The organism is Parasediminibacterium schistidii, from assembly GCF_046546515.1.
Taxonomy (GTDB): Bacteria; Bacteroidota; Bacteroidia; order Chitinophagales; family Chitinophagaceae; genus Parasediminibacterium.
Window position 1 is genome coordinate 1 of the sequence record NZ_JBKHKJ010000036.1, and the last position, 24,125, is coordinate 24,125.

Below are 24,125 nucleotides of genomic sequence, written 5' to 3' on the forward strand. Positions count from 1 at the left end.
TATAAAATAAACCCTGAAATTAAATTGTCCTACTTTCGACTAATCATAGATTTAAGGAACAGGGTAATACATGCCTATGATGCGATTGACAATGAAATCATTTGGAAAATTATAATGAAAGATATTCCCATACTGCTCAAAGAAGTACACGATCTACTTGGCAGGGACTACTTTACAACATAATCCACTTTACAAATCAAACTACATTATACTATAAACCAGATTAAAATACATAAAAAGTCCGCATAAATAAGTTACCGGGTTTAATACAGGGCAAACTCATCAAAATATTATTTTATTGAAAATCTGCGTTTATCAACAAGGTTTTTGTACAAGCCACCTCTTTTTTCTCCAGTTTTGGCAAGGTCAAAAGTAAAAAAGATCCGCAACAAATTTTTTTCACAGGATAAAATGGAGTGGTCGTACAAAAACGAAGCCTGCTGGTTATGAGGCAAAAGATTTTAAAATGCAACTAAAAAGTATTGTTTGCAATAACATAGGTATTGCCAAATACTTCCACCAATGTCCCCCATGTCCCAAAAGTCCCTATACATTCAACGCTACTTTTACAATCCTATATGGGGGCATTTTGGGATACTCATGGGGGCATATTTCCCCCATATAGGATTTTTATTTTGGGCTTTTTATATATCCATGCCAACTTTACATTAAAACAGGTACTAGCAATCCAGGCTGTTCAGAAGGAAGGGGGCTTTTTAGTACAGTTTTCAGCGACTTACGCAATAGTAAATTTACTATTTAGTAATCAAACGCTGCAGTTCTTTGTGCCCTTTAAGTGAAACGTTTTACCTAAAAATAGAGCTTCCTTTGTGTTTCTTTGCGAAAAACTTTGTGTGCTTTGTGGTTAAACCTCCGCTTAAAACTCTATCCTTAACAGCCTCCTAACCACGCTAGCTTTAGCTCGTGCACCCGCTGGTAGCTGGCTTAGGAAAATGATAATTCACTATCAAAATCTTATCAATCTATTATCAATAAATGATTAGTTTCCTATCATAAAACTATCATTCCATTATTAATAAACTATAATAAAATTCACTTAAATTATCATAAAAAAAGAAGGTTAAAAAACATAAAATAGTTGAATAACAATGAGTTACAAACAAAAAGGCAGGCTCTAAAAAAAATAAATCACGAAAAAAGAAGAAAAAAAGGCCATTTCAAATCTTCGCTTAGCGCTTCGCATTCCCTCCTTTGTTCTTGCGCTCTCTTCCTTTGGAGCTAGGGTATATACACATCTTTTTAGTCTTTTTAGTTTAACCAAAAATAGATACCTGCAAGGGAAATTTATCATAAAACCTCTTGGATTTTGTCAAGGGTTGGCTCCCCCTCGCCTTCGGAGAGGGGGTTGGGGGGTGAGGTCTACACGCTAGGAGGCAACATTTGCTTAAATGATATTTGTGTGTATACTCCCTCTCCTTTTGGAGGGGGCTGGGGTGAGGTCGGGGGGTGAGGTCTAACTACAAAATGCAAAAAACTTTTATGCACCCAATTTGAAATGCAACCCTTCTATTCCCATCCCAAAAATCTACATTTGCCATTCAAAAAATATCTACCCCCATGTGGCTCAATAATATTTTAGAAACCATTGGCAACACGCCATTGATCAAGCTGAATAAAATCACCAAAAACCTCCCGGCCACTGTGCTGGCCAAGGTAGATTATTTCAACCCCGGCAATTCGATAAAAGACCGCATGGCGGTGAAAATGGTGGAAGTGGCCGAGCAGGAAGGTAAGCTATTGCCAGGCGGTACTATTATAGAAGGCACTAGCGGCAACACGGGCATGGGGCTGGCACTGGCGGCCTGTGTAAAAGGCTATAAATGCGTGTTTGTAACCACCGACAAGCAAAGCAAGGAAAAGGCAGATATTTTAAAAGCAGTAGGGGCCGAGGTAATTGTTTGCCCAACAAATGTACTGCCCGAAGACCCCGCTAGCTATTACAGCGTGGCCAAAAGGCTGGCGAAGGAAATACCCAACAGCATGTACATGAACCAGTACGACAACCTTGCCAACCGCCAAGCGCACTACGAAAGCACGGGCCCGGAAATATGGCAGCAAACCGAAGGCAAAATAACCCATTTGGTTTGCACGGCAGGCACTGGCGGCACCATTACCGGAACGGCCATGTTCCTGAAAGCAAAGAACCCCAATATAAAAATCTGGGCGATAGATGTGTTTGGCTCATTGCTTACCAAATACTACAATACGGGCGAGGCAGATATGAACGAGGTGCACCCCTATTTTTCCGAAGGTTTTGGGGAGGATTTTGTGCCTGCCAACTACGACATGAGCGTGATAGACCATTTTGAGCAGGTTACTGATAAAGATGGTGCCATCATGGCGCGCCGCATAGCCAAGGAAGAAGGGATGTTTTGTGGCTATAGTGCAGGTAGTTGCCTGCAAGGGTTGATGCAACTAAAAGCCACCCTGAAGAAAGACGATGTGGTGGTATGTATTTTCCACGACCATGGAAGCCGCTATGTAGGCAAAATTTACAACGACCAATGGATGATGGAGCGGGGCTTTTTGGAAGTAAAAACCTTTAAGGATATTGTATATGGCCGTGCAGGTAAAAAGCTCATTACAATTAGCCCACAACATACCGTATCAGATGCAGTAGCATTGATGAAACAATACGATATAGAACAAATACCCGTGATGGATGGCAACAACCTAATAGGCTCTTTGAGCGAAGGAGGGCTTTTCCAAAAAATATTCAGCAACCACGAAATAAAGAATGCCACGGTTAGCTCAGTAATAGAACCTGCATTCCCCGTTGTGGACTTCTCAACCTCCGTTGAAAAACTCAGCAGCCAAATAAACAAAGAAAATGGTGCTGTGCTGGCTAAAGATGATAAAGGAAATTACCACATTGTAACCAAGTACGATGTAATTCAGAGCATGGCGAAGTAGATATTGCCCTCACCAATATTTTTGCTAAACACGATAATATTTATTGCCATTTATCCCAAACAAACCATAGCCACTTGTGATTATGATTTCTATCCCTAATTTGCACCGTCAAATAAATAATTAATTCTCGCTTCGTCCCCCTTTAGGGGATTGGGGTTTCATAATTCATAATTAAAACATGGCACAACAATTCGATTTTGCAATGATTGGCCTCGGCGTAATGGGGCGCAACCTGCTGTTAAACATGGCAGACCATGGTTTTGCAGTAGTAGGTTTTGACAAAGATGCTACCAAAACCAATGCTTTGGAAGGTGGGGCTACTCCCGGCACGATTGTGAAAGGGGTAAACACATTGGAAGAAATGGTTTCTTTATTATCAAAGCCACGAAAGATAATCATGCTGGTGCCAGCGGGCAAGCCCGTTGACGATGTGCTGCAATCACTTCAGCCGTTGCTGGAAAAAGACGACGTAATTATAGATGGTGGAAACTCGCATTATACCGACACGGCCCGCAGGATAGAATCAGAAAAATCCTTTGGCTTCCATTTCATGGGCATGGGTATTTCCGGCGGTGAAGAAGGAGCCAGGAGGGGTCCAAGCATTATGCCAGGTGGCGATGCTGGGGCGTATAAAAACATACAGCCTGTGCTAGAAGCCATTGCTGCTAAAGACGGCACAGAGCCTTGCGTGGCTTATATGGGCAAGGGTGCAGCCGGGCACTATGTAAAAATGGTACACAATGGCATTGAGTATGCCATTATGCAGATACTGGGCGAAGTATATGATATTTTGAAACGTGGCAAAGGCTTTACCAACCCACAACTGCATGAAATATTTGATGGTTGGAACAAAGGCGATTTAAAAAGCTACCTGATAGAAATAACGGCAGCCATCTTCCTGCAAAAAGATGAAGACAGTGATGCTGATTTGGTGGATAAAATACTCGACGTTGCTGGGTCAAAAGGCACTGGCAAATGGACATCCCAAAGTGCCATGGACTTAGGCACGGCTATCCCCGTTATTGATGCAGCAGTAAGTATGCGCAGCATATCCGGACTGAAAAAAGACAGGGTAAAAGCAGCAGGTTTATATACACTGCCTAGCCATGAAATTGCAACGGATGTAGAAACCGTTAAGCAGCAAATGCACGATGCTTTGTTTAGTGCCATTGTTATTTGCTATGCGCAAGGCTTGGCCATGCTGCAAAAAGCATCCGTGGAGCTAGACATGCAAATACCATTGCAAGATGCAGTAAAAGTGTGGAGGCAAGGTTGCATCATCCGTTCGGCCATGCTGGGCATTTTTTACAATGTTTGCAACGCCAACCCTGGCATTTCCAATATCTTGCTAGACGAAGCTATCGCCGCAATGATCAATGAGAAAGTGAAGGGGTTGAGAAGCATTGTTGGGGCAGCAACAGAGGCAGGCATACCATCTATGGCTTTGTCAAACGCCCTCAATTATTTTGATGCGTTTACCTCAGAAAAGTTACCATTGAACCTTACACAGGCACAAAGGGATTTCTTTGGGGCGCATACTTACCAGCGCATTGACAAAGAAGGCATCTTCCATTCGCATTGGAATGCGGCTGAATAAGCTTTTGTCACTAAGGCTCAAAGCAGCACAAATTCTAATCTATTACACGAATTAGGCTTAAAATTTATTTTGTAGTAAATACCGTTCTTTCTTTTTTCTTAATTAGTGCTGCTTTGAGCCTTCGTGGCTTTGTGGCAGATTCTTTTAAATTTAAAATAGCCCATAATGGCAATCAACAATAAAAAACCATCGCCCTCCATCATCTTCATATTTGGGGGCAGCGGCGATTTGAACTTGCGGAAACTTACACCCGCCTTGTACAATTTATCGATAGATAATTACTTGCCCGAAAAATTTGCCGTTTACGGCATTGGCCGTAGTGCATATACCAATGAGCAATACCACGAAAGGCTAAAAGATGGGATCGTAAACTTTTCTAGGAGGAACGAAGTGGGCAAGAATTGGGAGGGGTTTTCTAAACACCTCAATTACTTGCAGATGGATGCAGATAACCCAGAAGCATATCCCATAATCGTAGAAAAAGTTGCTGAGAAAGAAAAGGAATGGGGCATACACCCTAATGTTATTTTTTACATGAGCGTTGCGCCCCAACTAGTGCCAGAAATAGCTACGAACTTGGGCAAGCTAAATATTTGTACCGATAAAAGCTGCGTAAGGTTTGTGGTAGAAAAACCTTTTGGGCATGACTTGGAAAGTGCCAAAGAACTAAATAGCTTGCTTACGAGCCTGTTTGCAGAAGAACAGATATACCGCATAGACCACTACCTAGGCAAAGAAACGGTACAGAATATATTGGCCATGCGTTTTGCCAATGCCTTGTTCGAGCCTATCTGGAACAGGAACTATATTGAGCATGTACAGATAACCATGGCAGAAACCGTGGGGCTGGAAGGAAGGGCAGGCTATTATGATCAGTCAGGCGCATTGAGGGACATGCTGCAGAACCACATATTGCAATTGCTGTGCATGGTGGCCATGGAAGCACCCGTTTCTTTCAAAGCCAATGAAATAAGAAACAAGAAAGTAGATGTGTTGAATGCTATCCGAAGGTTGAAGCCAGAAGATGTGCACGCCAATGCAGTACGAGGTCAGTACAGCGATGGCTGGATGAACGGGAATAAGGTAGTTGGCTACAGGAAAGAAAAAGGCGTGTCGCCACAGTCAGACACAGACACTTTTGCAGCCGCTAAATTTTATATTGACAACTGGCGCTGGCAAGATGTGCCGTTTTATGTGCGCACTGGCAAATACCTGCACCAAAAAAGCACATTGATTACCATACAGTTTAAGCCAGCCCCTAGCTACGCCTTCCCGGCAGAAGCAGCAGAAACGTGGAGGCCCAACCGCCTAACCATCAGCATACAGCCAGAAATGGAAATACGCTTGCGGTTCCAAGCAAAAAAACCGGGACAATCAATGGTGCTAAACCCTGTGGATATGGTGTTTAGCTATGCCAATGCTTACGATGGCCACGAGCCAGAGGCTTACGAAACTTTGTTACTAGATGTGATGGAAGGCAACGCCACATTGTTCATGCGGAACGATCAAGTAGAAGCAGCATGGGATATTATACAACCTATTTTAGATGCTTGGACTTCTAGGCCGGCTGTTGACTTCCCTAACTATGCACCCAATACATGGGGGCCAGAAGATGCTGAGGCATTGATAGCAAGGGACGGCTTCAACTGGGTAACATTGCCATTGGTGATTAAAGATGAAGAATAGAAGGGTACTAGTCATAAGTGATAAGTCGTAAGTCATAAGTAAGAAATAGTAGTAGATAAGCTGTTTTCAGTACTAATGACTTACGACTTATTACTTACCACTTATTACTTATTACTTACCACTTACCACTTATTACTTAATAAATGCAGCTGCATATTTCCGATACAAAAAAAGATTTGGTAATAGAATTTGCAAATTGGCTAGTTGTCGATATTGCCAAGGTTCTGGCTACCCAAACTCGCTGCACAATTGCACTTTCTGGGGGAAGCACGCCGATAGATTTGTTTAAGTTGCTCGTGTCCGCCGATTATATCGGCAAAATTGACTGGGAGAAAATCCATATTTTTTGGGGGGACGAGCGAGACGTTCCTTTTACCGATGACTTGAACAATGCGAAACATGCATTTGCAATACTGCTGAACCATGTGCCTATCCCTCAAAGCCAAATACATATCATGGATACCAGCCTTGGTGCAGCGGCAGCCGCCAAGCAATACGAGGAAATACTACATGCTTATTTTGACAATACCCCAAACAGCTTCGACATTGTGATGCTGGGCATGGGCGACGATGGGCATACCCTTTCGCTTTTCCCCGGCACAGTTGCCGTAATGGAAGAACACAAATGGGCTATGTCTTTTTACTTGGAAGCCCAAGAAATGAACCGCATCACCATTACAGCACCTATTACCAACAAAGCAGCAGCCATCTGTTTCCTCGCTGCAGGCAAGGGCAAAGCAGCAACATTAAAAGCCGTGCTGGAAGGCGAGTACCAACCTATGCTCTACCCTTCCCAAAAAATAAAACCTGTCAATGGCGAATTGCATTGGTTTGTAGATAAAGAAGCGGCGGCATTGTTGTAGGGGCAGAAGATTTTCTGCACCTACCGTGTTTACACCGAAATCTCTCGCCACCCAATCCTTTGCAGACTGCCAATCAACAACCAGCAAGCTACTGCTAGCAACGGGGTTAAAGCCCATAACAACCAAGGGTAGCCAAATTTAATGATAAGGTAGTGCAGCCCCACAACAATAGCGGCAACAATCAGTTGCAGCATTGTTTTTAAAAACTTGCCAGTTTGCTGCCTTGTGTTTGGCTGCATGGAAAAAGGCAAGTAATGGTTAGATAAATTCGCAAAAACCAAGAAGCAAAAAAAGTTGTTGGCAAAAGCAAACAACGCATCGTCTATCACCTCAATGCCCCATATATATAGGCTTAGCAAAAACAACAGGCAAAAAACTGGGACGAAAAATTTCAGGAACAGGCTTTTTACCATGCCACTAATTACTTCGCCCGGGTTTCGGATGGGGAGGCTATGGTAAACCCATGATGCAAGGTAGTTTTCATTCACGGCCACTAGCATCAAGCTGCTGCTAAGGGTAATCATGGGTATATAAAACAACCATAAATAGCTGCTTGTAGTGGGTAGTTCTTCCCATGTATTAGCCACGCTGCCACTGCTTTTAAAAATAAATAGAAAAAAGAAAATGCAGGCATAAGCTAGGCTGGGGTAAAACTGCATTTGAAAGCCCTTGTCCCTACCCGTTACTTTCCAAGTTAGTTGAAAACCGCTTGTTTCTGCCCCGGTACTGCACACCAAAGCCGCCAACTGCTCGCTTATTGCTTGCTTTTGCCGTTTGCCTGCTACAACAGCCCCTGTTTTTTCCTCGCCGCCTCCAGTATTTAGTGCAGATAACTTCCGGGCAAATGCAGGTGCCAAATAGGTATTCATTACCCAGAAAATGGCAATGGGCAATATGAATGCTGCGGCAATCATGCCAAGGTGCAGCGTATCAAACTGGTGGATTACAAACGCTTCCACTGTCAATGCCATCCATACAGGCGGCAGGAAATAGGCTCCTATACCAAGGTGGAATGCCAAGTGCAACTCATTAAAATTAATAAGCCGTGGCACTATTTGTAAGCCAACCGTAAACGTAATGGTCATAAAGATCTGGAAGTAGTTTACAATGTCTTTTATCCTGCTTTCGCTGCTGAACTTAATAATCAGCAAATACAAAATATAGGTAAGGAAAACAGCTAGCAAAGCGGTGAGCAACACCGTGAAAACCAATGCAATACCTGCCAAAATACCATAAACATATTTAGCAAAACCAATAGGCACTATGGCAACGGCTATGGTAAACTGCAATATGTAAATAAGTATATGCACCAGCCTAGCCATGAACAATGTTTTGCTGCTCACGGGTTTGGGCAGTATTACTTGGTTGTCGGTAGTATCAAGCAAAACGGTTGCAAAATCTGAAATCAATGCCATGGCCATCATGAACAATACATAGCTATGCAAAAATATCATGCTTAGCACTAGGCTCTTTACCACCAAAATCATCATGCCCATGTAAATGTCTATCAACACATACATCAGCAACACAAAATTTAGGTTGTTGGCGTTTTCCTTTTTTTGCTGACGTTGCTTCCATTGCATGTGCACGCGCCGCTTGTCCATGATGAGCTTGGTTTCCACAATAGCCATCATTCGTTCATAGTCTATGCCTTGCCTATTGATTAGTCCCTTAAACAAAGCAACCAGTTTTAATAGTAGTTTATCCATAGATTATATATAATTTGAATAACTTTTTGCCTATTGCCCCTTTGCCTTAATTGTTCAATATATCGAAGAAGTCATGGGCTGTGATTGCGTAAGTATTATTGCCCGTAAGGGCGGTAAAAATGTTTTCCAAGCTGTTTTCGTGTGCGTTTGCTCGTAGGCTTTCAAAAGTACCATCTGCTATTACCTCTCCTTGATTAATAATCACGATTCTGTCGCTTATTTTTTCTACCACGTCCATGATATGCGACGAATAAAAAATGGTTTTGCCCGCTTGCTTTAACTGTGACAAAATTTCTTTGATCAATATCACTGCATTTGCATCCAGCCCGCTCAGTGGTTCGTCCAGGAAAATAATCTCGGGGTTATGTATCAGGCCAGAAATCAATAACACTTTTTGCTTCATGCCCTTGCTAAAGCCATTCATCCGCTGGTCGGCCTTATCGTCCAACTGGAAAAGTTTTAGCAAGTCCATCCCCTTTTTATAAATATTATTTGCGTCAAGCTGGTACAGCCTGCCCACAAAATGCAAGTATTCGTTGGGCGTAAGTACTTCGTACAAAGCCGCCTGCTCGGGAATATAACCAATACGTTGCTTAATGTCAATGGCATTTTTCCTTACATCCATGCCCAAAACGGTGGCATTGCCTTCAAACTCACTGATGATGCCAGTCAATATTTTAATAGTGGTGCTTTTGCCGGCACCGTTGGGGCCTATGTACCCAATAATTTCCCCTGCGGCAAAGGCTAAATCAATGCCCTTTAATACATAAGTGCCATTGTATTGTTTTTTTACTTGCGATAGCTGGATGATGCTCATAATAAATCTTTGTCAGGGCTTTGAAATGATATTTGATACTAAATTTTTTTGTAAAGCTACCAAACATGAAACAGATTCAATAAGCAGCAAACTACAAATATTGATTATGGATATGCAGGTCAAGGTTCTTTCATATTAAAGTATTCAATCATTGGCATCATTCAAATCATTTTATCATCGGTATAATAATGCTATTTTTGATTGCAGAACAGCTATATGGATAACACAGGACAAGAAAAAATACCCCCCTTAGATTCAGTCTCTTTTTTGCAAGGCCCCCAGCCAAGGATGCACGAGCTAGGCTTTGCATGGGATATTTTTAAACAATTTATAAAAGCATTCAGGGTGCTGCATTTTATTGGCCCCTGTATCACCGTGTTTGGCAGCGCACGTTTCAAGGAAACAGAGCCTTATTACCAAGTTGCCATGTCATTTGGCAAACGCATTGCGCAGCTAGGCTTTACCACCATGACAGGCGGGGGCCCAGGCGTGATGGAGGCTGCCAACCGAGGAGCTTTTGAGGCAGGGGGCAAGTCAGTAGGATGCAATATAAAACTGCCGTTTGAGCAAAAGCCAAACCCTTATGTGCAAACTACCTTCGAGTTCAACTATTTTTTTGTGCGGAAGGTATTAATGGTAAAATATTCCTACGCATTCATTATTTTGCCGGGAGGCTTTGGCACCATGGACGAATTGTTTGAGATACTTACATTAATACAAACCACTACCGTAAAAAATTTCCCAGTAGTGCTGTATGGCAAAAGCTACTATCAGCCATTGATGGATTTGATAGGGGAAATGATAGTGGCAGGCACTATTTCGCAGAAAGACCTTGGCTTGATATTATTAACCGATGATGTAGAGGAAGGGGTGCAGCATATCCAGCAATACATCACAACAAACTATACTAAAAAGCCTCGGAAACGGTTTTGGTGGTTGTTTGAAAGTAAATAAAATACAACTACATTATGTATATAAAAAAATTATACCACACCAACAAATGGTGGTTTGGCCTTATCATGTGTTTTGTGCTGGTGCAAATGGTGATGGATGCAAAGCAAGGTGCCGCCATATCGCCTGTTTACCACTATCTTATGTTCTCAGACTCTACGCCGCTTGAAAAGAAATATACTGTTGCCGAAATAACCGTGAATGGGCAACTGCTGCAAACCCAACATTTTTCGCCCTATATGTGGGATAAAATTGACCTTTCGGCAGAAATGTACCAAAGCGAAAAAGCATTGAATTCCCGTATTTGGAACAAGGACATAAAGCGGCTGCTGCATTTTAAAGACTCAACCAAGTATGTCAATCATATTAGCCCTGAGCAATTTAACAATTGGTACAAAAGCTACTTGCAAACCATCCTGCACAAAAAGGTTGACAGTTTTTCAGTTGTGTTTGCCGATTACCGTTTCGATGGCAATTCATTAACCAAAATAACTAACTAATACCATCCACCCCATGGCCAACGTTTTTTCTTTGCCCCTCTCCTTTGGAGAGGGGTTGGGGTGAGGTCTAAATAAGCACACAAAAAAACATCCATCCCATGGCAAAAAATGACAGGAGGCTTACCATTACCATCTTATACTGCATTGTTTTTTATGGCTTGATGTTGTATAAATATGCCAATGGCATGTTGCTGACACAAATAAACCCTGCATTCTTTTATTCAAGGGAAGATATTTTTACTTGGGCTTTTATGCAGCTGGGGCTACACCAATGGCTGCTAAACAATACTGCCGGCTGCGTTTTAATGGATATTTTATTTTACTCCGCACCAGCTATTTATTTGCTCCATTTCCGCTATACCAACCGCACGGCATACCTCACTGCATTGTACATGCTTGTTGTAAATTGGGCTTATGTGCAGTGCTACACCCTTTACCCATCCAATTGCATCGAGGGGCATACGCCTTGGCTATTGTTCCCCTGCCTTTTTATGGCGAGGAAAGAAGCAACTTTTAATATTTTACTGGACGGGCTACGGTATTTTTTCCTATTCTTTTTTGCCTCTGCTGGCTTGTGGAAAATTAGGCATGGCAGTGTATTTTATGCTGGCCAAATGAGCGGCATCTTGCTGGGACATCATATACAATTATTGACCAACTCGCCGGAATACTGGCAATCAAAATTTATTTTGTGGCTGGTAAAGCACCAACTGATTGCTTATAGTTTATATGTAGGCGCCACATTGATGGAACTGTTTTATTTAATAGGCTTTTTTACCAAAAAATACGACATCCTGTTAATCTGTATCTTCCTTGTGTTCTTGGTAATGGATCATTTTATCATGTGGATACCTTATTACGAAGTAATGCCTTTTTTGCTCACGCTTTATCCCGGCACTAGGGTGCATACAATTCGATGGGCTACACCCATCGCTAGTCGATAACGCCCCTGCGTGGTTTTGTGGGCGAAACTTATCGCAAAAGTCCTTCTAGTTCCATTTTGCAAAAGAAAACTGCTATCTAATTTCTTGGGGGCATAAAAGTCTCCCTACAAGCAACTGGTGTTTAGCTAAAAACAATCAATTTGTATAAAAAATTAGTGCTATTCGTGCATAAGTGGCTAATTAGTTGTTAGGAGTTTTTCGCTTGGGCTACCTTTTTTAATTTGTCCTGAAACTTGCCCTAATTTATAAAAACCTTATCTTTGTTGTATAAATGCACCTGATACAAAGCATTTACAAAGCTAGTGTCCCGGCAGCAGTATCGTAGTTCTTTTTTTGCTAATATTAAAATAGTAGTTTTTGAAAATTGGGGTATTATAATTGATTATCAATAAATTATCACTTTACTATCATAAAACTATTATTCTACTATCATTTTGGTATCACTTTGTGATAGTAAAATGATACAAAATGATAGTTTTTTTTCTACTAAAAATTCGCTAATGTTATTGATAATCAATAGATTGCAAAAGAAGTGAGGGGTTTTAAAAAAAAATAAGAAGCTGCAAAAAGCCCCAAAATTGGTAAAACTGAAACTATCTTAATAAAAGAACCGGCAAAAATAATAGTATAAAAATTGTATAAGTGTTCTCGTTTCACACTCCACCTGCTTACTCCCTCTCCAGTGCAAGAATTTGTCGCTACCTTTCTAGATAAGTGGGGCCGGATGGGAGGAGGCTTGTGTTAGGGTGTTTTTTTTTACTAAAAAGCAAAAAACTTTTATGCACCCAATTTCTCCGATCAGCCCAACGTTTCCGTATATTTACTTAAACGCAGATTTCAACTGCAAAATCTGGGTTAAATACATATAAGGTTCTTCCTTTGTGCTTCTATCAGAAAAAACTTTGCGTGCTTTGTGGTTAAACTTCAGCTTACCTTCAATTATAAACTTTTAATGGATGGATATTAAAATTGGCAACTACAACTTACTAAAGGTATTGCGCATCATGGAATTTGGCGTGTACATGGACGATGGCGGCAAGGGCATATTGCTACCCACCCGCTGGGTGCCAGCAAACACAAAAATTGGGAATGAAATAGAAGTGTTTATTGGGCACGACAATGAGGACAGGCTGATTGCCACCACGTTAAAGTCGAAAGCCGTGGTGGGCGACATTGCTTTTTTAAAAGTGCGTACTGTTACCCCCATCGGCGCATTCTTGGATATGGGGCTGATGAAAGACCTGTTTGTGCCACGCTCGCAACAGATAAGCGAAATGGCCGTGGGCAATGCCTATTTTGTGCAAGTGTATATAGATGAGCGCACCAACCGCCTAGCGGGAACAGAACGCTTTGAAGCAAGGCTACAAAACGAGCCATTAACAGTAACTGAACTGGAAGAAGTAAGCTTACAGGTTTACCGCAAAACAGAAATAGGCTATGCTGTTATTGTAAACAACGCACACCTTGGGTTGATACACCTGAATGAAGTGTACCGCCCTATTGCCGTTGGCGATACTTACAAAGGGTACATTAAAAAAATACACCCTGATACCCATAAGCTAGATGTGGTGCTGGGCAAGCCCGGCAACCAAAGGGTAGAAAGCGAAACAGAAAAAATACTGCGCCTGCTGCAAGAAAGCAAAGGCAAATTGCCCTACAATGACAAAACCAACCCCGAAACCATCTATGCTGTTTTTGGCATGAGCAAAAAAACATTCAAAATGGCACTGGGCAATTTGTACAAGCAAAAGAAAATACAATTTACGGACGAGGGGGTGGCGTTAGTAAATTAGGCAATTGGGGATAATGTTATAATGTTGTAGGCATGACATATCGGTTGAACCAGGAAATTTTTTTGCGAGCCAAGTGTCGTAAGCAATATAATATCGATGATACTTTGCTCGCTAGCAGCAACCATTTTAACACTCAAATATTTAACTAAGCATGTGCAAAGTATATTTTATTTTTCTGTTTTCTCTTTTTACTAGTGCTATTATTGGACAGAAAAAATACATTATAGATGATAGTTACATTAAAAACTTAACTAGAATAACCAAATTTTATGAAGATAAAAAATTTATAGATTGTGCTTTATCTTTAGACACATTACTAGATAACGCAAAAGGAAGAGGATGGATGCAAGACCGATACAGTGCATCATGTGCGTGGGCTTTAGCAGGAAACAGCAAAAAAGCTTTCTCATATCTTAAACAATCAGTGATAGTAGATAAGTATGCGAACCTAGATGTAATTATTCGTGATTCGGATTTAGTTACTCTTCATACAGATAGGCAATGGCAACCGTTAATTGACATTGTTAAAATAAATAAACAAAAGGGGGACTCCAAAATTAATAAAGAACTAATTATTGAACTTGATACAATTGAAAATCAAGACCAAACAGATAGACATGAACTTATAGATGCTCAAAAAAAATATGGGTGGGATTGGGCTTCTACACCGATAGATTCAATGAATAAAATTCTAAAAGTTCGAGATTCAATACGGGTAAATAAAATTAAAACCATTTTAGACAAATATGGATGGCTTGGGAGAGATGTAATTGGAGACAAAGGGTCTAATACACTTTGGTTAATCATTCAACATGCTGATTCTTTGACCCAGGTAACATATTTACCCAAACTCAAAAATGCGGTAAAAAAAGGGAACGCAGAAGCTTATCAACTAGCTATGTTAATAGACAGAATCTTTGAAACTCAAAGAAAAAAACAAATTTATGGTTCCCAAGTTGCAATATCAGGTAAAGAATTTTATCCAATAAAAGATGAAATAAATGTAAATAAAAGACGTTATAAAGTTGCGTTAAAACCTCTTGAAGAATACGCTAGGGATTTTGGATTTGTTTATCAATTGCCAATAAAACGGGTACACAAATAATAGCTGTTTGCTTTGTGAGGCTTATAGCCTCGTAGCCCCATGCTCTTACTTATAGCAACAAAAAACATCAATACAAATACCCCTACAAGACATCTAATGAAAGAACAGCATTTTTAGTAATAAAATAATAATATTCCAAACCCAATAATTAGGTCATTATATTTTATATTTACTACCTAAATCAAAAAAAATGACAACAGCAGAAGTAGCTACTAAATTGGTTGAACTTTGTCGCCAAGGAAAAATTGACGAAGTACAAGAAACCTTATATGCCCAGGATGCGCAAAGCATTGAGGCAAACGAGATGATGGGCCCAAAAGTGGTAACAGGCTTGGAAGCCATCAAAGCAAAATCGATAGCGTTTCAAGCAGGCGTGGAGGAATTTCACAGTGCCACCATTTCGGACCCTATCGTGGCAGGAAACAGTTTTGCCATTACATGGGCTATGGATGCCACCTTTAAAGGGCGTGGAAGGATGACCATTGAGGAAGTATGTACTTACCAAGTAAAAGACGGTAAAATAACGTTGGAACAATTCTTTTACTAATTCTTGGTACACCTAAAGGCAGGCAAGCCCAAGAATGGTTTAACCAATTGTTCTTGGGCTTATTTTATTTACTTTAGCGTTAAAGCCTTATCTTACTATTTTTTGCTTAAGTCCTTTGTGGCAAAAAAACCTACCCAATTAATTACCTTATCTCCTCACACAACTCCACCATTACCCCATTCGTACCCTTAGGGTGTAAAAAGCAAACCAGCTTATTATCAGCTCCTTTTTTGGGTTCAGGGTTTAATAAGGTAAAGCCTGCTGCTTCCAAGCGTTTCATTTCAGCCCTTATATCATCTACCAAAAAGGCAATATGGTGCATCCCCTCGCCTTTTTTGTCAATGTATTTGGCTATTACACCATCTAGGGTGGTGCTTTGTAGCAATTCTATTTTGGTTTCCCCCTGCTGAAAAAAAGCAGTGGCCACTTGCTCGCTGCTTACCTCCTCTGTCTTGTAGCAAGGCGTGTTTAAAATGGTCTCAAACAAGGGTATTGAAACAGCAAAATCTTTCACGGCAATGCCAATATGTTCTATCTTGTTCATGGGATTGTTTAATAAGCAATGTAGATAAGCTACTATGGTATCTTTAAACCCAAGCTAATTGCGGATGAATGAACCTTTTTGCACTATTCTTTGCTTCCTTCAAGTGAAACGTTTTACTTAAAAATGATAGCACTTTGCCGTTTCTTTGCGCCAAACCTTTGTGCCCTTTGCGGTTAAGATTACTCAACCTTTATAGGGTTCCAAACCCTATAAAGGTTTGCCAGCCAGAGATTACGATATATGAAAAATTCAACCTTATATACACCAACTTGAAAAAAACTAAACCCTTTGTAGTAAATTTGTGTTGTATTTGTATAAATTACAATCAAATTTATGTTGAAATTTCCTATTTATTTAGATAATAATGCCACAACCCCAATGGATCCTAGGGTGTTGGAAGCGATGATCCCGTATTTCACCGAGCATTTTGGCAATGCCGCCAGCCGCAACCACCCTTTTGGCTGGGAAGCCGAGGAAGCGGTTGACTATGCCCGTGAGCAAGTAGCTGCTTTGATTGGTGCAGACCCTAAAGAAATTATTTTTACTAGTGGCGCTACCGAGGGCGATAACCTAGGCATTAAAGGCGTGTATGAAATGTATGCCAGCAAAGGCAACCATATCATCACCGCTACTACCGAACACAAAGCAGTTTTAGATACTTGCAAACACATTGAAAAACTAGGTGGCGAAGTAACCTACCTGCAAGTAAAAGAAGATGGCTTGATAGATTTAGCTGAATTGGAAGCGGCTATCCGCCCAACGACTATATTGGTTTCTATCATGTATGCCAATAATGAAATTGGCGTAGTACAGCCTGTAAGAGAAATTGCTGCTATCGCTAAAAAACATGGGGTACTGTTCTTTACAGATGGGGTACAAGCTGTAGGAAAAATACCTGTAGATGTAATAAAAGATGGTATTGATATAATGGCTTTTACCGCACACAAAATGTATGGCCCTAAAGGAATAGGTGCATTGTATGTTCGTCGTAAAAACCCACGTGTAAAAGTTACTGCCCAAATGGACGGTGGCGGCCATGAAAGGGGTATGCGAAGCGGCACCTTGAACGTGCCAGGCATAGTAGGTTTTGGCAAAGCTTGTGAGCTTGCCCGCCTAGAAATGGCAGCCGATGCTGAAAGGCTTAGCAAATTGCGTGACAAGCTAGAAAATGCTTTGTTGCAAATAGAAGAATCGTATGTAAACGGCAACCGTGAACACCGTTTGCCGCATGTGGCCAATATTTCTTTCAAGCACGTAGAAGGAGAAGGTTTGTTGATGGGCTTCAACAAAAATATTGCCCTTAGTTCTGGCTCTGCTTGTACATCAGCTTCTTTGGAGCCTAGTTATGTATTGAAAGCATTAGGCTTGGGTGACGATTTGGCACACAGTTCATTACGTTTTGGCCTAGGTCGTTTTACTACAGAAGAACAAATTGATTATACAATCGAACAAATCAGCAATACGGTACACAAGCTTAGGGATATGAGTCCGCTATGGGAAATGTACAAGGAAGGCATTGATTTGAACAGTATAGAATGGGCGCACCATTAATTTGTTTTGAGTTTTGTGTTTTAAGTTTTATGTTATAGAAAGAAACTTAAAATATAAAAACTAAAACTATAATACTTGCGGTACAAATTTTGATGTAGTATCAATGAATGCAACACAAAACTTAAAACTTAAAATTTAAAACTTAAAGAAATGGCATACTCAGAAAAAGTAATCGATCATTATAGCAACCCAAAGAATGTGGGTACTTTAGATAAAGGCAGCAAAAGTGTAGGTACAGGATTAGTAGGCGCACCAGAATGTGGTGACGTAATGCGTTTGCAAATTCAAGTTGATGATTCAACTGGAATGATTACAGATGCTAAATTTAAAACCTTTGGTTGTGGTTCTGCAATTGCTTCTTCCTCTTTGGCCACAGAATGGTTAAAGGGTAAAACGATTGACCAAGCAATGGCTATTGACAATATGGATTTGGTAGAAGAATTGAACCTTCCTCCAGTAAAAATCCACTGCTCTGTATTGGCAGAAGATGCTATTAAAGCAGCTATCAATGACTACCGTGTAAAAAACGGTTTGGAAGAGTTGGTGTTTGAAGAAAAGGGGGTTCACTAGGAATTATTTTAAGTGTTGAGTTTTGTGTTTTAAATTATTTCAAAACACAAAACACAAAACACAAAACTTAAAACTTAAAACAAAAGAAGATGGTAGCAACAGATAATGCAATATATGTAAGCGACAAAGCAAAAGCCAAGGTTGTAAAACTGATGGAAGATGCTGGGGTGGCTGGGGATTCGAGCTATTTTTTGCGGGTAGGCGTTGTAGGTGGAGGTTGTAGCGGTTTAAGCTACAAACTAGACTTTGACAATGAAACGAAACCAATGGATCAAGTGTTTGAAGACAATGGGGTGAAAGTGGTTACCGATTTAAAAAGTTTTTTATATTTGGTAAACACGGAACTAGATTTTAGCGATGGGCTAAATGGCAAGGGCTTTCACTTCAACAACCCTAATGCCAGTAGGAGTTGTGGCTGTGGCGATAGTTTTGCTGTTTAATTAACAATTTATACTGTATTTTGAGGCTGTTTCTTGCGAGGGACAGCCTCTTTTTTTGCCTCTTATATTAACTTACCTTTTAGCAGTTGAGTTTTAGGTAATTTGCATTTACATTTGTTTGCAACACCATCGTGCATTTCTAATTTATAAATACATTGCCGGTACACCGGGTTTTTTTATGCAAAAAAAAATATACTTACAATACATACTATCCTCGCTGCTTTTTGCATCCCAATTGTTTGTACTCTGCAATGTAGATGCCCAGCAATCGCCTTATGACGATGCCCCAAAACCCAAGAAAGACCCGGGGGGCGTGATAAGGAAATTGACTGACTGTGGGCTGCCAGAAGGCATGGTACGGCGCATGAGGAAGCTAAACAAAGCCGAAATGGACTCGATAGGCGGGGAAGACTATCATGAAAATGTTGCGGAAGACGGGGATGAGTATGTGGTAAAAACAATGCTTCGTTTTGTTGACGGCCGCATAATAGGGTTTGTAAAAAAAGTACCCATGATGCAGTCAAATAGGGGCAATTATTATCAGGTGCAGATTGATATACCTATTGAATGGTGTGGGTTCGATAGCCTGCACCAGGAGCATTGCGTAAAATCGATTGAAGAAATGAAAGAGTTAGATTCTTTAATTAAAGCAAGGGACTGGCACCAGAAGCTTTCTACTGAAGAAATGGCATCTAATTCCGTGCTGGGCGATTTGCACCTGATACAAAAAGGAAGCAAGAAAAAAAAGAAAGCTGCTGCTGAGGCGGCACTAAACGATAGCACCATTTCAGCAATTACAAAAGGCTTGACAGGCGAAGACAGCGTTAATGCTGTGAGAAGTTATAAGATGTTGCTGGCAAAAGATAAAAAAGTGGGTGGCCAGCCATCTGATAGCACTATTTCCTTGCTTACAAGGGGGCTTACTGGTATAGATAGCCTGAATGCGGTGGAGAATATTAAAGCCATGGCAAGCAAAGGGAAAAAATCAAGCAAAAAAGAGAGCAGGGCCAAGGCAAAGAAGGGCGAGCAAATAGTATTGCTATCAGACTCTACAGCAACAGCAGAGAAACCAGCCATACCAGCGGCATTGGCAGACAATAAAAAAGACAAGAAGAAAAAGAAAAAAGGCGAGCAAGTTGCATTGCTTGCAGATAGCACTACATCAGGTACTGAAAACCCAGTACCACCACCTCCTCCTGTAGTTGAAAGCAAAAAAGACAAGAAGAAAAAGAAAAAAAATGAAGAGGTAGTAATACTGCCAGTAGATGTACCAGCGGATAAACCAGCTGTGCCTGTCGTGCCGCCTACTTTTAATAACCCGCATGAAAATAGCAATTCGGCAGCTGCACAAAAAGCTACTTTGGCAGATACCACAGCTAAAACGATTGTAGTATCACCTGCTGTTGTGCCATCTGCTCCAATAGTTGAAAGCAAGAAGGATAAAAAGAAGAAAAAAGACACTAAAAAAGCGGAGGAGGTAATTCCGTTGGAGGCAGATAAACCAGCTGTTGTTAGCCAGCCCATAATAGACACTGGCAGCAGTGCAAAACCAGTGGTGCCAGTAGAAAACAGGCAGCTTCCTGCAAGGCAAAGGATAGCTGTGCGTGCTGCGCCTGTAAGCGATTCGTCAAGTTCTCCAAAAGCAGATGTACAGAAAAAAGCACCCGATACCGTTGCTGCCCCTTTAAAAGATTCTGTTAGCACAGTGCCGCCCAAGCCAAACCTTGCACCGGAAAGCATGGTCGAGCCAGTAAAAAAACAGATAGACCAGCCAGTCGACTTGCCAGACAATACCAACATAGCATCGGTTTTACCACAAGTGGAAAATAAAAAAAGCAAGAAAAATGGAAAGCAAGAAGTTGTGAAATCAGTGGCAGCAGACAATGCCACATTAGCAAAATCAATAGTTTTGCCTTCGGATAGTTTAAAAATAGAGGTTAAAAAGTATTAAGCACCTTGGGGGAAGTAAGCATGTATCGGATTGTATATTGTTTTTTTTATTTACTTTCTTTAATGCCATGGTTTATTATTCATTTAATAAGCACTTGTATTTATTGGGTTGTCTATCATTGTTTTGGCTACAGGAAAGAAGTTGTAATGGGCAACTTGCTGATTGCTTTCCCAGAAAAAACAGAAAAAGAAAGGGTGTCTATTGCCAAAGAGTCTTACAAGCAAATGATAGATACTTTCCTAGAAACGATTAAACTGCTTTCTATTTCAAAAACAGCGTTAAATAAGCGTTTCCAATGTAACTATGAAGTCATAAATACGTTGTACGATAGTGGCAGGAACGTGCAGTTGCACGGCGGGCATTTTTTTAACTGGGAGTTTGTGAACCTTGCCTATAGCTGCAACCTGCGTTACCCATTCATGGGTATGTATTTGCCATTGAGCAATAAGATAGTTGATAAAATAATGTATGACATGAGGGCCAGATTTGGCAGTATACTTATCTCCGCATTTAATTTTAACCGAACATTCTTGAAACATTCAAAAGGGCGCTATGTGTTGACGTTGGGGGGGGATCAAAATGCAAGCAATATGCACCATGCTTACTGGATACCTTTCTTTGGCAAAATGGCACCTTTTGTTACTGGTCCAGAAAGGCTGGCAACAGCAAAGGATACGGTTGTTTTTTTTGTTAATTGCTACAGGGTAAAAAGGGGTTATTACAAGTCAGAATTGGTTGAATATACCAGCGAGCCTACAAAGTTGCCCCCTGGAGCCATCACAATTGCTTTCCGTGATTTTTTAGAAAAGCAGATAAGGCTCCGCCCATCCAATTATTTATGGACACACCGCCGATGGAAACACGAATATAAACCAGAGGAATATAAAAACATGACATTGGAAGGGTAATAGTTTGAAGGGTTATATGGAGGGCGTTTTGTGAATAGAGCCTATGTTTTTTGTGCATTTTATAAGAAAAACATAATTATTGTTTTCTTTGCAATAGAATGAAACTAAATATAAAAATTGGTACTAAATTTGAAAAGATTTAAATAAATAAAAATTATGAAAACAATATTGAGCGTGCTTTTTTTGCTGGTGTGCTTTATTGTAAATGCACAAAACGGAGGGGAAAGAAATGGCCTAGCACCTGACCAAAACCCCAATTATATGCAAAGCCAGGCTAAGTATATGCGGGTGAAAGATTCGCTAATTGGCACTGAAAACACAACGGCACAGCAAACCTACAAGGCTTATGACTGGTACCAGGAAAAAATAGACAACCGCAATGCCCGCCAGGAATTGAGAAGGGAGATACGCCTTGCCAATGCGTACAATTATAATAACTATAACGATGGGTATTATAATAATTACAATAATGGCTACTATAACAATTATAACAGCTATGGCGGTTATTATGGTTACCAAAACAATTGGTACAATGTGGTGCCGCATGTAGGGTACAGGACTGGCAACTGGCGGTTTTGGTATTAAAATAAACATCTTTTTTGGCTGACGCTTATATTTTAATTAAACAATAAAAATGAAAATTAATTTCCCCCTCGCAGCAAGTATAATCCTTTGTTTAGCCATTAACTCGTGCGCCAATAGGAAAGTAACAAGGGTAGATCCGTCTGAACAGATAGACCTTAGCGGTAGTTGGAACAATACCGACAGCAGGATGGTTTCTGACGAAATGGTAAACCAAATACTAGGCGACAGGTGGCTGAATGACCACACTGCTGCAAAAGGCAAAAAACCCGTGGTGATTGTAGGCCTCGTAACCAACAAAAGCCATGAGCATATAGAAGCCGAGCCTTTTATTAATGACTTGGAAAGGGCTTGCCTAAAATCGAGTAGGATAGGCCTTGTGCAAAGCGGCAAGAAAAGGGAAGAACTAAGGGCTGAAAAAGCAGACCAGCAAACCAACGCATCGCAAAGCAGCCTAAAAAAGTTTGGGCTAGAAAATGGTGCCGATTATATTTTGCAGGGTTCTATCAATTCTATTGTGGATGCATATAAGAAGCAGAAAGCGGTTACTTACCAAGTAAACCTTGAATTGACAAATATTGAAACCAACGAGATAGTTTGGGTAGGCGACAAAAAAATATCTAAGTACATTAAAAACTAAGTCAATATTGATTTGAACCTGCATATACATGAACATATATATCATAGTAAAACGGGCATTGGTAGTTTGTCTATTAATGCCCGTTTTATTTTCCTGTAGCACTTACAATACCAAATTGGCTGCCTATTACGGGCAGGTAAGGGGGGGCAATTATGCCAAGGCACTACATGAATTGGACAACAGTAGATTCATGAACCAAAAGCGGAACGACCTGCTATACTATTTTGAAAAGGGGAAGCTATTCCATTTAACACACCAATACGATAGCAGCAACCTTTACTTTAACCTTGCAGATAAGTTTATAGACGAAGCCCATAAAACCGTAGGTGATGTTGCAGTGGGTAATTTAATAAACCCAATGGTACAAGCTTATAGAGGGGAAGATTTTGAATCTTTCCTAATACACTACTACAAGGCTTTAAATTATTATTACCTTGGTAAAATAGACGATGCAGTGGTAGAAGCCCGCCGTATATCGCTCACTAACAATGCCCAAACAGATAAGTTTAGCAACAAAGCTACCCGGTACAGCAAAGATGCTTTTATGCTAAACATGCAGGGCATTCTGTATGAACTAAGCGGCGATATAAACAATGCCTTTATTTCGTATAGGAATGCAGTCGATGCCTACACGGCAAGCGGTGGCACTTACTATGGCGTGGATATGCCCCTGCAACTAAAGAAAGATGTAATAAAAACATCCCTTTCATTAGGCTTTACTGACGAGGCTGCAAGGTATAAGCAACAATTTAATTTGGCTAACAACGATATTGCAGACACTGCTAGTGGCAGCCTTGTGGTTTTTATAGAGCAAGGCTGGGCCCCAGAAAAAAGGGAGCAAGATTTTTTCTTGGCCAATAATGGCAACGGAATTTCTAACTTTTATTACCTAGACGAAGGAGGCAATACCGTGCAAGTTCCTTTTGATGTGAGCTATTACAAAACAATCCACCCACAAGATGTTTCAGCTTCCGATTTCAGGACATTCAGGGTGGCTATGCCTTATTATAGCCCTATAACCTTATCTTCTCCAAAAGCTACTGTTGTGGTTAATGGCACAACGTACCCAACCGAAATGGCTGAAAACATTAACAGCCTTGCTGTGAATATTTTAAAAGAAAGGCGGTTTAAAGAGATAGCAGACGCCATTGCTCGGCAGATTGTAAAAAAACTAGCTGAAAAGGGCGTTGAAGCTGGGGCAAGGGAGATAGCCAAGAACAACTCAAACGAAAAAGACCAAACCAAGAAAAACCAAGATGCCGAAACTGCTGGTGCAGTAGCAGGATTGCTGGTAAACTTGCTGAACACAGCCACCGAAAAAGCCGATACCCGGAACTGGCAAAGCCTGCCAGCTTTTATTACCTACACACGTATCCCATTGCAAAAAGGGCAAAACAACATTACCCTTAGCAGCGGGGGCTTGCAAAAAACGATTACTATCAATAGCAATGGTGGCTTACAATTGTATAATTGGTGCGTGGGGAGGTGAGGTA

The 24,125-nt window shown here is 40.7% G+C and carries 22 protein-coding genes; 19 read left to right on the top strand and 3 right to left on the bottom strand.

All coding sequences use genetic code 11. The features are described 5' to 3' along the window. The 5 genes from ACHFIY_RS16825 to pgl all read left to right on the top strand — a co-directional run. The coding region (locus ACHFIY_RS16825) for a HepT-like ribonuclease domain-containing protein (RefSeq protein ID WP_410847283.1) at positions 1-183 on the top strand (183 nt) is incomplete at its 5' end. 1,395 nt (positions 184-1,578) lie between these two features. Then, positions 1,579-2,934: a pyridoxal-phosphate dependent enzyme gene (locus tag ACHFIY_RS16830; protein WP_410847284.1), complete on the top strand. Its 1,356-nt coding sequence runs from the start codon at positions 1,579-1,581 to the stop codon at positions 2,932-2,934. 178 nt (positions 2,935-3,112) lie between these two features. Further along, positions 3,113-4,531 (top strand): NADP-dependent phosphogluconate dehydrogenase, encoded by a 1,419-nt coding sequence (gndA, locus tag ACHFIY_RS16835; RefSeq protein WP_410847285.1) that lies wholly within the window; start codon positions 3,113-3,115, stop codon positions 4,529-4,531. A gap of 165 nt (positions 4,532-4,696) precedes the next feature. Continuing rightward, positions 4,697-6,217: a glucose-6-phosphate dehydrogenase gene (gene zwf / locus ACHFIY_RS16840; RefSeq protein WP_410847286.1), complete on the top strand. Its 1,521-nt coding sequence runs from the start codon at positions 4,697-4,699 to the stop codon at positions 6,215-6,217. A gap of 143 nt (positions 6,218-6,360) precedes the next feature. Beyond that, complete coding sequence (pgl, locus tag ACHFIY_RS16845) at positions 6,361-7,080, top strand: 6-phosphogluconolactonase (RefSeq protein ID WP_410847287.1); 720 nt, start codon at positions 6,361-6,363, stop codon at positions 7,078-7,080. A gap of 29 nt (positions 7,081-7,109) precedes the next feature. Here pgl and ACHFIY_RS16850 read toward each other — a convergent pair whose 3' ends face one another. Beyond that, positions 7,110-8,789 (bottom strand): hypothetical protein, encoded by a 1,680-nt coding sequence (locus tag ACHFIY_RS16850; RefSeq protein ID WP_410847288.1) that lies wholly within the window; start codon positions 8,787-8,789, stop codon positions 7,110-7,112. Between the two features lie 46 nt (positions 8,790-8,835). Next, complete coding sequence (locus ACHFIY_RS16855; RefSeq protein WP_410847289.1) at positions 8,836-9,606, bottom strand: ABC transporter ATP-binding protein; 771 nt, start codon at positions 9,604-9,606, stop codon at positions 8,836-8,838. Positions 9,607-9,822: 216 nt separating this feature from the next. Between ACHFIY_RS16855 and ACHFIY_RS16860 the strand changes: the two genes are divergently transcribed. The 6 genes from ACHFIY_RS16860 (at position 9,823) to ACHFIY_RS16885 (ending at position 15,446) form a co-directional block, all read left to right on the top strand. Continuing rightward, positions 9,823-10,560, top strand: coding sequence for an LOG family protein (locus tag ACHFIY_RS16860; RefSeq protein WP_410847290.1), 738 nt, complete (start codon positions 9,823-9,825; stop codon positions 10,558-10,560). A 14-nt stretch (positions 10,561-10,574) separates the two neighbouring features. Continuing rightward, positions 10,575-11,057: a hypothetical protein gene (locus ACHFIY_RS16865; RefSeq protein WP_410847291.1), complete on the top strand. Its 483-nt coding sequence runs from the start codon at positions 10,575-10,577 to the stop codon at positions 11,055-11,057. Positions 11,058-11,155: 98 nt separating this feature from the next. Continuing rightward, complete coding sequence (locus ACHFIY_RS16870; RefSeq protein ID WP_410847292.1) at positions 11,156-12,001, top strand: hypothetical protein; 846 nt, start codon at positions 11,156-11,158, stop codon at positions 11,999-12,001. Between the two features lie 956 nt (positions 12,002-12,957). Continuing rightward, positions 12,958-13,794 (top strand): CvfB family protein, encoded by an 837-nt coding sequence (locus ACHFIY_RS16875; protein WP_410847293.1) that lies wholly within the window; start codon positions 12,958-12,960, stop codon positions 13,792-13,794. A gap of 151 nt (positions 13,795-13,945) precedes the next feature. Next, positions 13,946-14,899 carry a DUF6624 domain-containing protein gene (locus ACHFIY_RS16880; protein ID WP_410847294.1) on the top strand — a complete coding sequence of 318 codons (954 nt, stop codon included), beginning with the start codon at positions 13,946-13,948 and terminating at the stop codon, positions 14,897-14,899. A 190-nt stretch (positions 14,900-15,089) separates the two neighbouring features. Continuing rightward, on the top strand, positions 15,090-15,446 hold the full coding sequence (locus tag ACHFIY_RS16885) for a SnoaL-like domain-containing protein (protein ID WP_410847295.1): 357 nt from the start codon (positions 15,090-15,092) through the stop codon (positions 15,444-15,446). A 142-nt stretch (positions 15,447-15,588) separates the two neighbouring features. Here the strand turns inward: ACHFIY_RS16885 and mce are convergent, their stop codons facing one another. Next, on the bottom strand, positions 15,589-15,990 hold the full coding sequence (gene mce / locus ACHFIY_RS16890; RefSeq protein WP_410847296.1) for a methylmalonyl-CoA epimerase: 402 nt from the start codon (positions 15,988-15,990) through the stop codon (positions 15,589-15,591). A 333-nt stretch (positions 15,991-16,323) separates the two neighbouring features. On the opposite strand from mce, the gene ACHFIY_RS16895 reads away from it, so the two are divergent. The 8 genes from ACHFIY_RS16895 (at position 16,324) to ACHFIY_RS16930 (ending at position 24,121) form a co-directional block, all read left to right on the top strand. Then, positions 16,324-17,541 carry an IscS subfamily cysteine desulfurase gene (locus ACHFIY_RS16895; RefSeq protein WP_489685649.1) on the top strand — a complete coding sequence of 406 codons (1,218 nt, stop codon included), beginning with the start codon at positions 16,324-16,326 and terminating at the stop codon, positions 17,539-17,541. A gap of 150 nt (positions 17,542-17,691) precedes the next feature. Further along, the gene (iscU, locus tag ACHFIY_RS16900; protein ID WP_410847297.1) at positions 17,692-18,111 is read left to right on the top strand and encodes a Fe-S cluster assembly scaffold IscU; all 420 of its coding nucleotides are present in this window, start codon (positions 17,692-17,694) and stop codon (positions 18,109-18,111) included. A gap of 89 nt (positions 18,112-18,200) precedes the next feature. Next, a complete protein-coding gene (locus tag ACHFIY_RS16905; protein WP_410847298.1) occupies positions 18,201-18,551 on the top strand; it encodes a HesB/IscA family protein in 351 nt (116 codons plus the stop codon). A 178-nt stretch (positions 18,552-18,729) separates the two neighbouring features. After that, positions 18,730-20,502, top strand: coding sequence for a hypothetical protein (locus ACHFIY_RS16910; RefSeq protein ID WP_410847299.1), 1,773 nt, complete (start codon positions 18,730-18,732; stop codon positions 20,500-20,502). 20 nt (positions 20,503-20,522) lie between these two features. Next, positions 20,523-21,410: a lysophospholipid acyltransferase family protein gene (locus tag ACHFIY_RS16915; RefSeq protein WP_410847300.1), complete on the top strand. Its 888-nt coding sequence runs from the start codon at positions 20,523-20,525 to the stop codon at positions 21,408-21,410. A 156-nt stretch (positions 21,411-21,566) separates the two neighbouring features. After that, positions 21,567-21,995, top strand: a complete 429-nt coding sequence (locus ACHFIY_RS16920; RefSeq protein ID WP_410847301.1) for a hypothetical protein — start codon at positions 21,567-21,569, stop codon at positions 21,993-21,995. Positions 21,996-22,044: 49 nt separating this feature from the next. Beyond that, on the top strand, positions 22,045-22,632 hold the full coding sequence (locus ACHFIY_RS16925; RefSeq protein WP_410847302.1) for a penicillin-binding protein activator LpoB: 588 nt from the start codon (positions 22,045-22,047) through the stop codon (positions 22,630-22,632). Between the two features lie 28 nt (positions 22,633-22,660). After that, positions 22,661-24,121: a COG3014 family protein gene (locus ACHFIY_RS16930; RefSeq protein WP_410847303.1), complete on the top strand. Its 1,461-nt coding sequence runs from the start codon at positions 22,661-22,663 to the stop codon at positions 24,119-24,121. The last annotated feature ends 4 nt before the right edge of the window (positions 24,122-24,125 follow it).